Origin of the sequence: uncultured Thiodictyon sp., assembly GCF_903828115.1 — a bacterium.
Lineage (GTDB): Bacteria > Pseudomonadota > Gammaproteobacteria > Chromatiales > Chromatiaceae > Thiodictyon.
Map to the genome: position 1 here is coordinate 1 of NZ_CAIKKU010000719.1, position 12,745 is coordinate 12,745.

Here is a 12,745-nt window from a genome sequence, read left to right on the forward strand (position 1 = left end):
CCAGTGCGGCGAGGTCTCTCCGACACCAGCGGCCCCGCGGTCGCTTGCGAGATCGCGCCGCACTGGGGTGCGGCGCTCCCAGTGGCAGCAGTGGTGATCGCGGTCGCCGCGTGCGTCGCGGGGCTGGATGCCCGGGCGCCGAGGGCGGTTTTTGACCGACACGCCGGGGGCAGGGTCTGGCGTCCGAATACCTGAGCGTTTCCCACCGTTGCTATTCCATAAATTATCTGTTAGAAAATGTCCAGCCGTGCATTGATGCGGTGTCCGGCCTCAATCGTCGTTCCGGCCGCAGAAAACCGGAGGTCGAGGCTTTACCGTGAAAGTCGCGCCGGGAGCGCGCTCCTCATCTCCCTCCCCCTCTGGGGGAGGGCCGGGGAGAGGGAACGGTCATGGCACCCGCGCCACCCCGGAACATGAAAGTCCTCTCGACCGCTAGCTCGATGGCCAGCGCGCGGGGCGGCGTAGTCAGGGCTTCCAGCCCTGACTGTTCCAGCCCCGACACCGTCAGGCCAGGATGGCCTGACTACGCACTTTCACGGTAAAGCCTCGACCTCCAGTGCGGTACGCCCGAGCGGCGGCCGGAACAAAGAGTCGGGGACGGCGCACACCGCCCACAGCCAGCACGCGGACGGATACACTAGAGAGAACGCGGACATGCGAACGATCGGCTGGATACGCACGCACCTGGGCCTGGGCTTATTGGCACTGCTGCTCTGCGCGGCGGCCACCACCCAGGCCGCCCGGCTGGACGCGGACGGCAACGGCGCGGTCGCGCCCGCCACCGACGGCACCCTGATCCTGCGTCACCTGTTCGGCTTCACCGGCACCTCCCTGACCACCGGCGCACTCGGCGCCGACGCGACCCGCGACGCCGCGGCCATCACCGCCTACCTCGCCGGCACCGGCACCCTCCTGGACGTGGACGGCGACGGCCGCCGCGACGCACTCACCGACGGCGTGCTGATCAAGCGCTACCTGCTCGGACGCACCGGCTCCGCCCTCACCCTGGGCGCCATCGCGCCGGACGCCGCCCGCACCAGCCCGGCCCAGGTCGCCGCCTATCTCGCTGCTGTCGACTCGGTGCCGACCTCGAACCAGGCCCTGCTCGGCCCGCTCGCCGGCGCGGCCATTAATGCCTACCGCCTGAGCGACCTGGGCACCGCCGTCGAAGGTCCCATCGCGGCCGATGCCGACCTCAGCAACCTGGCCCTGGCCGGCACCTTCCAACTGGCGCTCACCGGCATCGCCGATGACGAATGGGTCCTGGTGACCGCCACCGGCGGGCAGGATATCGACGCGGCCGACGACGGCGTGGCGGATGCGACGCCCACCACCAATCTGGGCACCCTCCACGCCCTGGCCACCGCGGCCGACTGGCGCGCCGGGGGGCTCAAGGTCAGTGCCCTGACGGATATCGTCTGGCGCTATACCCGCAACCTGGCCGACCAGGTCAGTCCGGAGGAGGTGTCGATCCGCCTGGGCGACCTGCTGGCCCAGTTCATTCGCACGGACCTCACCGGCGACGGCCGCATCGACCTGCGCGACCTGCTCCGGTTCAACCCGGCCAACCCCGCCCACCGGGCGGCGCTCAACTTCGACTATCAGCGGCTCTTCACCCCGGACGCGCAGGGCCACAGCATCGTCGCCGCACTGCACGCCGGTGATGAGACGACCCTGAACGCACTCCTGGACCAGCAGTTCGGCCACACCCTCAGCCGGTTCCCCGCGCCGGATTCACGCTATCAGAGCATCCGCGTCAAACTCGGCTCCAGCGGCCAGGGCCGCGCCGCCGCCCCCGGCAATCTCGTGCTGGTGGATTCTGCGCTGCCGGCCGCACAGCAGATCCCTATCGCCTTCCTCACCAAGGACGCGGCCCAAAGCCTGGTCCTCACCGCCACCCCCGCCGCCCAGAGCCAGATCCTCGGGTGGGCTGGCTGCGATCTGGTCTCGGCCGACCGTACCCAATGCACCATCGGACTCGCGGGCAGCCGCGATATTCTGGTCAATTTCGGCCCGATCACCGCGATCCCCGGCGCCACGCTCTACGACCTCAGCGGGGCGACCAATACACTCTATCCCGACGTGGTCGACGTGGCGGCGGAGCCGACTGACACCGCCCTGATCGCCCGCCTGGCGTTGCTCCAGCCAAACGACTATATCGTCGGCTCCACCGGCGACGGCTTCCTGCGCCAGGTCACCGCCGTGGAACAGGTGGACAGCACCCACTATCGTCTGGAAACCGTGGAGGCGGCCCTGGCCGAGGTCGTCGGCACCGCCGGCGGCACCCTGAACCGGGCGCTCACCAATGGCGACCTGCGTGGCTATCGGGCGCCGGGCTCGGGCGGCTCGGCTGCCAGCGCGGCGGACGCCTTCAGCGGACGGCAAGGCATCCGTCTGATCCCGTCCGCGGACCCCGCGAGTCCCGTGTTCAGGCTGGAGTTCGGTGACCCGCAGACGGCGGCGGACGGTCGCGCCGCGGCCGCTGGCGGGCCGAGCATTGATGTCACCCTTTACGAAGCTGCCGACGGGAGCATCAGCGCCCAGGGCGCAGTGGACATGACCATGCACTTGGACTTCTCCGCCGCCTTCTGCGGCCTAGGGTGCCTTGACCATTGGCATTTCATCGTCAGACCAACGGCCACTGAGTCACTGACCCTCAGCGTCACCGGCACCATGGGCGAGATCAAGAGGCAAATTTGGGTCGGGGCCATGAATTTCGGCAAGCTCGTTTTTCAGATCGGTGGTGTGCCCGTTTGGATCACCCCGAAGGTCGATTTCTACCTTGGCATCGACGGCAGCATCAAGGCCGAGTGGACGCCCAACATCACATTCACGCAGCGGGTCGAGGCCGGCATCGTCTATAACCGGGTGAGCGGATTCGACGGCATCGCCAACGGGGATTTCGATGCGGTCCCGGCCTGGGAGGACGCCGCCTTCACCGCCGAGATCAAACTGCCCTATCTGCTGACCAGTGCAAGCCTCAAGGTCTACGACGTCGCCGGGCCCTCCCTACCCCTGGAAACCTACCTGAAGCTGAGTGCCGCGTTGGACCGGAAATGGATCGATGACCCTTGCGCCGGCCAGCTCAAGATCTCCGCCTCCTGGGGCGTCTCCAGTAAATTCAGATGGGACCTGAGCGGCATCACCAAGCTCGGCGAGATCCTGCACCTCGATCAACTCAAGAACGGTACCGAATTCGAGATCAAGGTCTTCGAGTGGCCACTCAAGACCTGGTACGCCGATGTCCCCTGCGTTCCTTACCTGCAAGTGGACGGTAGCGGCATCCTGGCCAGCATCCCGGAGGGCACCGATACCACGCTGACGAGCACCGTCCGGCTCACCAACAAGGGTGAGGTCGAACTGCCCTGGCACGTCGAATACATCAATGACAACCCCACCGAGGTGACCCCGAACCGCGGCAGCCTGGCGCCCGGCGCCCGCCTGGATGTCCTGGTGAGTGTCGCCACCGCGGGCTTCGCGGTGGGTGTCTACAGCAATCCGCTGACCTTCACCAACGACTACGACCCGAGCCGGCCCGACAGCGAGACTGGCACCCGCCAACTGCCGATCCGGATCGATGTCACCCCGGGCCTGAGCACCGCCCCGGTCCTCACGACCGCGACCTGCACCGGCCCGGGTCGGGTGCAGGTTACCTGGACCTTCAACTCGGCCGCCAGCCCGATCCCCATCGATGGCTACCGGATCGACACCTCCTTCGACGGCGTCACTTGGAACCAGGCCCTGACGGTCGCCGGCGCCGGGCTGCGGACCGCCCAGGTGAGCGGCCTGCCGCAAGGGCTGGTCTATCTGCGGGTCGCCGCCTATGCGGGCCAGGCGGTCTCGCCGGTGTCCAACGTGCTTTCGGTCATGGTCCTCGGCGCTGGTGGCCTCCTGAACGACACCGGCATCGTCTGGTGCGCGAACGAGACCCAGAACCTCCTCGCCTGCCCGGTCGGCGGCTATCCCGGGCAAGATGCCCAAAGCGGGCGCGATGTGACCAATAACGACGATAGCGACGGTCACGCCGGTTTCAGCTTCACCAAGCTCGACGCCAACGGCAACCCGCTGGCCGCGAGTGCTGCAACCTGGTCCTGTGTGCGCGACAATGTCACCGGACTGACCTGGGAGGTCAAGACCGTCGATGGCGGGCTGCGGGATAGAGCCTGGACCTATAGCTGGTATAACCCGGACGCGGCGACCAACGGCGGCTTTCCGGGTTACGCAGACTACGGCAACAATTGCTTCAACCCCGCCCGCTGCGACACCCAGAAATATGTAGCCGACGTCAATGCCCAGGGCCTGTGCGGCGCCCAGAACTGGCGCCTACCGGACCCGCGGGAGTTGATGTCCATCGTCAGTAACGACCGGATATCCCCGGCGATCGACACGACATACTTCCGGAATACAGTCGCGTCCTGGGTTTGGTCCGCGTCCCCGTATGCCTACGGCCCGGACTACGCGTGGTACGTGAACTTCAGCTATGGCTACGTCAACGACAGCTATAAGGACTACGCCGGGTCCGTTCGTCTCGTGCGCGGCGGACAGTGACTTGGTCCTTTTTGGGGTGATACTCGCTTGACCGCGCGGCTGTTCCAGCATCGTCGGGACTTGGCCGGTCCAAGGGCCTGTGGTCGCGTGTGCGAAGGGGTTGCGCGATGGGCCGCGTGAGCCATTTGCCCATTTGGCGGGATGCTACCCGCCTGCTGGTGGCGATCGAGCAATCCGTGCGCACGTTCCCCCGGTACCACAAGTACACGCTGGGGACTGAATTGCGCCGCCAGGCGATGACGGTCTGCCGGGCGATCCTGCGCGCGGCGGATCACCGCGAGGAGCAACTGCCGCATGTGCAGCGGTTGGTGGAAGTCGTGGATGATCTTAAATTACAGATTCAACTCGGTAAAGAACTCCAGGCGTTCAAGAGTTTCAACCAATTCCAGGCCATCGCCGAACTGGCGGTGGCCGTGGGTAAGCAGAGCGGGGGGTGGCGTAAGCGGCTGCAACGGCCAACGGCCTGAACCGCGCGCCGCCGGGCGTCGCGGGCGAGCCAAGGTCACTGTGCGCCGGCACCGCCGTCCTCTATGGCGGCATGATCCGTCTGGTCCCGCGCTACCTTCTGGCTGCGCGGGCTCAGCACAAGTGTGCCGGTGATCAGTTCGGTGGTTTGGTCCGCGTCCCCGTATGCCAACAACCCGAACAACGCGTGGAACGTGAACTTCAACATGCTGGACAACCTGGTGGACACCGCAACGGCCTTGCAAGACCGCACCTACGCCCCCTCCCGCTCGCTCTGTTTTATCGCGCGCCGGCCCAAGGCGCGAGAGATCCATGCCGCGGACTTTCGCGACCGCGTGGTCCACCATGTGCTGGTGCCGCGCCTGGAGGCGCTGTTCGAGCCGGTATTCATCCATGACCTCTATTCCAACCGCAAGGGCAAGGGGACCCATGCGGCAGTGGAGCGCTTGGCGGCCTTCATGCGTTCCGTTGGCGACAATGGCCGGCGCCCCGCCTGGTTTCTGCAACTGGATGTGCGTAATTTCTTCAACAGCATCGATCAGGCGGTGCTCTTCGGGTTCATCAACCAGCGGCTCAAGAAGGCGGTCGCCGCTGGGATCATTGATTCCGCCGTGGCCTGGGACCTGAGTTGGCTGACGCGGGTGCTGCTCAAGCAGGACCTTAAGCGCGAGACCCTTTACCGCTGCACCGAAGGCGATCTGAACCGGGTCCCGCCCCACAAGCGCCTCAGCGCCGCACCGCCAGGCACGGGCCTGCCCATCGGCAATCTCACCAGCCAGTTTTTTGCCAACGTCTACCTCAATGCCCTGGATCAGTTCGTCAAGCATCGACTCAAATGCCGGTATTACCTGCGCTATGTGGATGACTTCATCCTTCTGGATAGCGATCCCGGGCAGTTGCGGGTATGGGAACTTGAGATCGCTGATTTCCTGACCGGGCACCTGCGCCTGGATTTGAAGGCCGGGACCCGGTTACGGCCGGTGACCGACGGCGCCGACTTTCTCGGCTATATCGTGCGTCCCCATTACCGGCTGGTACGCCGGCGGGTGGTCGGCAACCTCCGCGACCGGCTGGCCGCGTTCGCGCGCACCCACGTCAGCGCCGTCAGCCTGCGCCTGCCGCCGGCGCGGCGCGATGCATTGCGCGCCGTGCTGGCCAGCTATCTCGGGCACTTCGGCCACGCGAATTCATTCAACCTGGTACAGTCCCTGTTCGCCGAATTCCCCTGGCTCGGCCACCTGTTCGCGCTTCGCCGCCGCAGCCTGCGACATGCCCGATCCACCGCGCGCACCGGCCCCGTAGGGCGGAACGCCGCAGGCGGTTCCGCCGCTGCGTCGAGCCGGGCGGGGTATGCCCCATCAACCGCCGCGGGACGGGGCATTCGCCCCGTCCCTAACGTTTATTCCGTCGCTGGCTGTTGCTGCGAGCCGACAGGTCCGCAGATAACGTTTCGGACGGGGCGAATGCCCCGTCCGGCAATTGGTCCGGCAATTGGCCCCTGGCGCATCCTGCCGCGCTGGGTGCCCCCGAGCGTGACCTCCCTGCGCAGTCAGGTAAGATATTTTCGCCGTACCTTCCGCCCGGCCATTCCCTTGGTCCAGATCGGCAACCGGGTCGCCCTGTTCGGCGACGACCTGCTCGGCGTGCTCGCCCAGGCCCCCTGGCTGGCGCGCTGGCGCGAGGCCCGGGTGGAGCAACGCCCCGGGCTGGCCGCGGGCCTGTCTTGGCCCATCAGCCACATCAAGGGTCTGGGCCGGTCACTGCGCGCCGTCGGTCAGCCCTATGCCTTCATCGGCGAGGAGGGCCAACTGGCCGGCGGGATGAAGCGCCGGGTGCTCACGTATCTCTTCCTCGGTGCCGGGACCCGGACCCACGAGGACCTTCCCTCTCGATCAACGGAGCAACCGGACGATGAATAACCGATGGCGGCGACTCGCGGCGATCCTCCTGCTGTCTGCGTCCGGCGCCGCCGTCGCGGCGCAGACCTGCCGCACCGACATTGCGCCCACGGCACCGGACAGCCGCTTTACCGACCACGGCGACGGCACCGTCAGCGACGCCGCCACCGGCTTGGTGTGGAAGCGGTGCGCCGAGGGGCTGAGCGGGGCTGGGTGCGCGGGCGGCGCTGTCTCTACCTTCACCTGGCAGAACGCCTTGCAACGGGCGGCCGACGCCGATTTTGCCGGCCGCACGGATTGGCGGCTGCCGAATAAGAATGAGTTGGAATCGCTGGTCGAGCGGCGCTGTTATGAGCCTGCGATCAACGCTACCTTCTTTCCGAATACACCATCGTCCTGGTTTTGGTCCGCGTCCCCGTATGCCAGCTACCCGGACTACGCGTGGGGCGTGAACTTCGGCTATGGCTACGTCGACGGCGACAATAAGCACTACGCCGGGTCCGTTCGTCTCGTGCGCGGCGGACAGTGACTTGGTCCTTTTTGGGGATGTCGGCGTATGGGCATCCGGTCGGCCGCAAACCGCTCGCTACCGCCCGCGTTTGGGTGCGGGCGCGCCGGCGTGGCGCCTGCCCCGTGCGGAGCGCCGCACTCCAAGCCAGACGGGGTATGCCCGATCAACCGCGGCGGGACAGGGCATTCGCCCCGTCCCAAACGTTTATTCCGTTGCCAGCCGTTGGTACGAGCCGACAGGTCCGGAGAAAACGTTACGGACGGGGCGAATGCCCCGTCCGGCAATTGGTGATAAGTTCACGCAGCCAATCGACGGAGGCTATCATGTTGCAAGCAATCGAAGCCGAAATCAGTCCGGATGGCAGGGTAACCCTGCTGGAGCCCCTGCACTTGTCACGCACCGTGCGGGCCGTCGTGACCATTCTCGCGCCGCTCAATGAACCCTTATCGCAACAAGGCGGCGGTGCTGCCCTGTTGCGTATCCTGGATAGCCCCGCCTTTGCCGCGGCACCCCCCGGCGACCCGGTCGTCATGGAGCGCGAGATCGCCGCTAACCGCAGCGCCTGGGGTGATTGATCCAATGGACAGGATCTATCCGACAACGATAGAAAGAAAATGAAATGGCCCTATCTTGAAGTGACCTATCGGCACGGGCGCCCATTGGCAGCCTATATTTATCTGGCGCGCGCCCCCGGCGACCGGAGTCGACGCACGACACCGGCCGGGGTTGGAATGATCATCGACTATACGGAAGCCGGAAAACCGATCGGTATTGAAATAACGGCGCCGGAACAGGTAACGATCGCAGAACTCAATGGCGTCCTCGCGAGCCTCGACGCGCCGGCCCTGGCGGCCGAGGACATCGCCCCGCTGCGGGCCGTCTGACGTGCGCAGGGCGGAACGCCGCTGCCGCTTGCGCCATCTTGGCTGGCGGACCGCTGTTCAAACGCTCGTTTTTAGGTTCGGCCTGCCGCGCCCGCGCCGACCGTGGTAGCCTATCCGCAACCGTAATCGACCGCCGACCACCAATGACAGCAAGCCCCGGCCCGCACCACGACCACAGCTACAAGCGCCTGTTCTCGCACCGCGAGATGGTGCGCGACCTGCTGGTGCAGTTCGTGCGCGAGGACTGGGTGCGGCAGGTGGACCTGGATTCGCTGGAGACCGTCAAGGGCAGCTTCGTTACCGACGACTTTCGCGAGCGCGAGGACGACATCGTCTGGCGGGTGCGCTGGGGCGGCGACTGGCTCTATGTCTATCTGCTGATCGAGTTTCAGAGCACCATCGACCGGTTCATGGCGGTGCGCATCGCCAATTACCTGACGCTGCTTTACCAGGACCTGATCGAGCAGAAACAGTTCACCGCCAACGGCCGGCTGCCGCCGGTGTTGCCGATCGTCCTGTACAACGGCGAGGCGCGCTGGAGTGCCGCCTGTGAACTGGCGGACCTGGTGGAACCGGTCCCCGGCGGCCTGGACGCCTACCGGCCGCGGCTGCGCTATCTGGTGCTCGACGAGGGGGCGATCGTCGCTGATCCCGCCTATTCGCCGGCGGTGCGCAACCTCGCCGCCGCGCTGTTTCAACTGGAGCATACGCGCGACGAGGCGACCTGGCTCGGTCTGTATCAGCGCCTGGTGGAGGTGCTGGACAGTGAGGCGCTGGACAGCCTCAAGCGCGCCTTCGGCCGCTGGATCTACAAGAGCTACATCTTGAAGAAACGGCCGGGAATCACCTTGCCAGACATCAACGACTTTCACGAGGTGCATGCCGTGTTGCAAGAACGTGTCGAGCAGTGGAACCGGCAGATCTTGGAGAAGGGCCGTCAGGAGGGCGAAGCGCGCGTGCTGGGCCGACAGTTGGCCCGCCGCTTCGGGGCCTTGCCGGCCTGGGTCGAGCCGCGACTCGCGGGCGCGAGTGAGGCGGAACTCGAAGGCTGGGCCGAGGCGGTGCTGGACGCCGGTACCCTGGCGGAGGTCTTTGGCGCGACCCCGGGGCATCACTGATCCGCTCGCCCGGGGCGCAGCGCCGTCGGTGGTTCCGCCATCTTGGCTGGCGGACCGCTATTCGAGCGCTTCCTCGCGCAGCGACTCAGCCCAGGATCTCGAACGGCAGATGCCGATGTCCGCGCTTGATTCGATAGCTCCCGAAATCGCCGCGGTCGATGGTGAAGACCTTGTGCAGGTTCATGGTTTCCGCGAGAACGACGAGTGAGGCGTCGGCCAGATCCATCGGGTGGTCGGCGTATTTGAGCATCAATTCAAAGGCCCTGATCAAGGCCCGGTCGTCCAGGAACCAGACGGTGAGTCCCCGGGCGCTCACGAAGTCCATCAGCCGCTGCGAGCCGATACTGGCGGGGGCCAGCAGGTGGAAGGCTTCGGTGAGCACCGGCACCGTTGTGCAGAGGGGCTCTTCGATGCGTGAGAGTATGGCCGCGCAGCGGCCGTGGTCGTGGTCGGCGGGGTCGAACAAGGCAACGAGCGGTCCGGTATCCGTCAGGATCATCCCTGATGCTTCCGGCGGATGATCTCGGCCAACGCGGACTTGGCCTCCCGCGCCGGGGCGATGGCGTAACCGCCTTCACCCAAGTCCAGTTTACTATAAATATCGTAGGGTTTCGGGCCAGTCTGTTCCAATGCTTGGCCCTCGTAGGCCTTCAAGCCGTGCTTCAGGACCTCAGAGATGGATAGCCCGGTGATAGTACGCAGCCGTTCCAGCGTCTTCTCGGCTTCGTCGTCAAGGCGGACGGTTCTGGTGCCCATGTGGGGTTTTGCTCTTGGTTAGAATATTACATAATGTAATACGGGGCGCACACGAATGCAACGCCGCGACGGGTCTTGATCATAGTCCCGGTCGCCTTGCTCGCCGCGAGATCCTTGGTCCGCACAGCGGACCCTACGGACGCGGAACCAAGCCGTATGCGGTGCGGTCCGAGCGCCGCTGCCCGCGGCGATGATCAAGGCCCGATTCGGCGACAAGTGTTTTCTATGGAGTTGCGACATGAAATCTGAACTGACGACCTTGGCTGGACTCCTACTGATGCCTCTGCTGGCGCTCGGCGCAGTGGGCGCGCCGGAGCAGGTCATCACCCCGGCCCCGCTCCAGCGTGTCGCAACCGCTGGTCAGCCGGTCGCCTTTACCGTGGGTTATACGACCGCCAACCCCTGCTCGGACCACCTGACCGGGCTCGGCCTGCGCATCCATTGGGATTCGCGCCGTCTCGCCTTCGTCAGTCTCACCGGCGTGCTCCCGGCGGCCCTGGTCGCCCAGGGACCGGCGGAGGACGACAGCGCCGACGCCGACGCGGACCCGGCGACCGACACCTTCGTCCAGGTGGCGTGGGCCGATATGGACGGCGCCTGGCCCGGCGGCGGCTGCACTGGCGTCAACCTCTACACGGCCAACTTCAACACCCTGGCCGGGCTGACCGGCCCGACCCCGATCCGCTTCAGCGCCAGTTCCACCGCCGCCGGATATGCACTCGGTGCCGTCCCCGCCACGGTTACGCTGCCCAGCTACCCCATTACCGCTACCGCCAACCCGGTCGCGGGGGGGAGTCTGACCTGCGCCCCCAATCCGGTGACCCACGGGGCGAGCAGCACCTGCACCGCGGCGGCCAGGACCGGCTATGCCTTCACCGCCTTCAGCGGCGCCTGCACCGGGGCCAGTTGCACCCTGACCAACGTCACCGCGGCCCAGAGCGTCACGGCCAACTTCAGCCTGGCCTATGGGATCGTTGCCACCGCGAGCCCGGTCGGCGGCGGCTCCGTGCAGTGCACCCCCAACCCAGTGCCGCGTGGCGGCGGCAGCACCTGCACCGCCACGCCCAACACCGGCTACACCCTCAGCGCATTCACCGGCTGCACCCGGATCGGCGCGACCAGCCAGTGCGCCCTGACCAGTGTGATCGCGGCGAAGACCGTGCTCGCTACCTTCAGCCTCGTGAAATATCCAGTCACCGCCACCGCCAACCCGGCCGTCGGGGGCACGCTGACCTGCACGCCCAATCCAGTGAGCCACGGCAGCAGCGGCACCTGCACCGCTGTGGCGAAGACCGGCTACACCCTCGGCGGATTCACCGGCTGCACTCGGATCGGCACGACCAGCCGATGCACCCTGACCACCGTGACCGCGCCGACGGGCGTCACCGCCACCTTCGTCGCCAAGACTTACCCCCTCACCGCCGTCGCCAGCCCGGTCCTCGGCGGCTCCGTGAGTTGCGATCCGAACCCGGTGACCCACGGGGGCGGCGGTATCTGCACCGCCACGCCCAACACCGGCTACGCCCTCAGCGCATTCACCGGCTGCACCCGCAGCGGCACGACCAACCAATGCGCCCTGACGAGTGTCACCGCGGCGAAGACCGTGGTCGCTACCTTCAGCCTCGTGAAATATCCCATCACGGCCACCGCCAGCCCGCCCGCCGGGGGCACCCTGACCTGCACGCCCAATCCGGTGAGCCACGGCAGCGGCGGCACCTGCACCGCCACGGCCAGGACCGGCTACACCCTCGGCGGATTCACGGGCTGCACCCGGATCGGTACGACCAGCCAATGCTCCCTGACCCAGGTGACCGCGCCGACGGGCGTCACGGCCACCTTCGTCGTCAAGACTTACCCCCTCACCGCCGTCGCCAGCCCGGTCCTCGGCGGCTCCGTGAGTTGTGATCCCAACCCGGTGACCCATGGCGGCGGCGGTATCTGCACCGCCACGCCCAACATCGGCTACACCCTCAGCGCATTCACCGGCTGCACCCGGATCGGCGCGACCAGCCAGTGTGCCCTGACGAGTGTCACCGCGGCGAAGACCGTGCTCGCTACCTTCAGCCTCGTGAAATATCCCATCACGGCCACCGCCAGCCCGCCCGCCGGGGGCACCTTCACCTGCACGCCCAATCCGGTGAGCCATGGCAGCGGGAGTACCTGCACGGCCACGGCCAAGACCGGCTACACCCTCAGCGGATTTACCGGCTGTACCCGCATCGGTACGACCAGCCAATGCTCGCTGACCCAGGTGACCGCGCCGACGGGCGTCACCGCCACCTTCGTCCTCAAGACCTACCCCATCACCGGCATCGCGAACCCGTTCGCCGGTGGATCGGTGAGTTGCGATCCGAACCCGGTAACCCACGGCGGCGGCAGTATCTGTAACGCTGCGGCCGCTGTCGGCTACACCTTCAGCGGATTTGTCGGCTGCACCCGTAGCGGGACGACCAGCCAATGTACCCTGAGCAAGGTAACCGCGGCGAAGACCGTCACCGCTGCCTTCAGGAGGTAAGGTGATTTCGAGGAAAGACGCTACCACAGGAGCCGGGGCGTCCCGCCCCG

The 12,745-nt window shown here is 66.5% G+C and carries 11 protein-coding genes; 8 read left to right on the top strand and 3 right to left on the bottom strand.

From position 1 onward, the window contains the following. Positions 1 to 654: 654 nt before the first annotated feature. The gene (locus tag QZY48_RS26855) at positions 655 to 4,548 is read left to right on the top strand and encodes a DUF1566 domain-containing protein (RefSeq protein ID WP_295436617.1); all 3,894 of its coding nucleotides are present in this window, start codon (positions 655 to 657) and stop codon (positions 4,546 to 4,548) included. 107 nt (positions 4,549 to 4,655) lie between these two features. Then, complete coding sequence (locus tag QZY48_RS26860; RefSeq protein WP_295436618.1) at positions 4,656 to 5,015, top strand: four helix bundle protein; 360 nt, start codon at positions 4,656 to 4,658, stop codon at positions 5,013 to 5,015. A 35-nt stretch (positions 5,016 to 5,050) separates the two neighbouring features. On the opposite strand, the gene QZY48_RS26865 is transcribed toward QZY48_RS26860, so the two are convergent. Continuing rightward, entirely contained in the window at positions 5,051 to 5,221 is a 171-nt protein-coding gene (locus tag QZY48_RS26865) for a hypothetical protein (protein WP_295436620.1), read from the bottom strand. On the opposite strand from QZY48_RS26865, the gene QZY48_RS26870 reads away from it, so the two are divergent. The 5 genes from QZY48_RS26870 to QZY48_RS26890 all read left to right on the top strand — a co-directional run bounded on the left by QZY48_RS26870 (position 5,208) and on the right by QZY48_RS26890 (position 9,424). Continuing rightward, the gene (locus QZY48_RS26870) at positions 5,208 to 6,932 is read left to right on the top strand and encodes an RNA-directed DNA polymerase (RefSeq protein WP_295436622.1); all 1,725 of its coding nucleotides are present in this window, start codon (positions 5,208 to 5,210) and stop codon (positions 6,930 to 6,932) included. The two genes, QZY48_RS26865 and QZY48_RS26870, sit on opposite strands and share 14 nt — an antisense overlap. Further along, the gene (locus tag QZY48_RS26875; RefSeq protein ID WP_295436623.1) at positions 6,925 to 7,440 is read left to right on the top strand and encodes a DUF1566 domain-containing protein; all 516 of its coding nucleotides are present in this window, start codon (positions 6,925 to 6,927) and stop codon (positions 7,438 to 7,440) included. The genes QZY48_RS26870 and QZY48_RS26875 overlap by 8 nt, the downstream gene beginning before the upstream one ends. A 305-nt stretch (positions 7,441 to 7,745) precedes the next feature. Then, positions 7,746 to 7,997, top strand: a complete 252-nt coding sequence (locus QZY48_RS26880) for a hypothetical protein (RefSeq protein ID WP_295436625.1) — start codon at positions 7,746 to 7,748, stop codon at positions 7,995 to 7,997. A gap of 39 nt (positions 7,998 to 8,036) precedes the next feature. Continuing rightward, on the top strand, positions 8,037 to 8,306 hold the full coding sequence (locus tag QZY48_RS26885; RefSeq protein WP_295436627.1) for a DUF2283 domain-containing protein: 270 nt from the start codon (positions 8,037 to 8,039) through the stop codon (positions 8,304 to 8,306). A gap of 143 nt (positions 8,307 to 8,449) precedes the next feature. Then, a complete protein-coding gene (locus QZY48_RS26890) occupies positions 8,450 to 9,424 on the top strand; it encodes an Rpn family recombination-promoting nuclease/putative transposase (RefSeq protein ID WP_295436628.1) in 975 nt (324 codons plus the stop codon). Positions 9,425 to 9,509: 85 nt separating this feature from the next. Here QZY48_RS26890 and QZY48_RS26895 read toward each other — a convergent pair whose 3' ends face one another. Together QZY48_RS26895 and QZY48_RS26900 are read right to left on the bottom strand one after the other, a co-directional pair. Next, the gene (locus QZY48_RS26895) at positions 9,510 to 9,923 is read right to left on the bottom strand and encodes a type II toxin-antitoxin system VapC family toxin (RefSeq protein ID WP_295436630.1); all 414 of its coding nucleotides are present in this window, start codon (positions 9,921 to 9,923) and stop codon (positions 9,510 to 9,512) included. Continuing rightward, a complete protein-coding gene (locus QZY48_RS26900) occupies positions 9,920 to 10,180 on the bottom strand; it encodes a hypothetical protein (protein ID WP_295436632.1) in 261 nt (86 codons plus the stop codon). Before QZY48_RS26900 ends, QZY48_RS26895 begins: the two co-directional genes overlap by 4 nt. Positions 10,181 to 10,418: 238 nt before the next feature. On the opposite strand from QZY48_RS26900, the gene QZY48_RS26905 reads away from it, so the two are divergent. After that, positions 10,419 to 12,695: a hypothetical protein gene (locus QZY48_RS26905; protein WP_295436633.1), complete on the top strand. Its 2,277-nt coding sequence runs from the start codon at positions 10,419 to 10,421 to the stop codon at positions 12,693 to 12,695. The last annotated feature ends 50 nt before the right edge of the window (positions 12,696 to 12,745 follow it).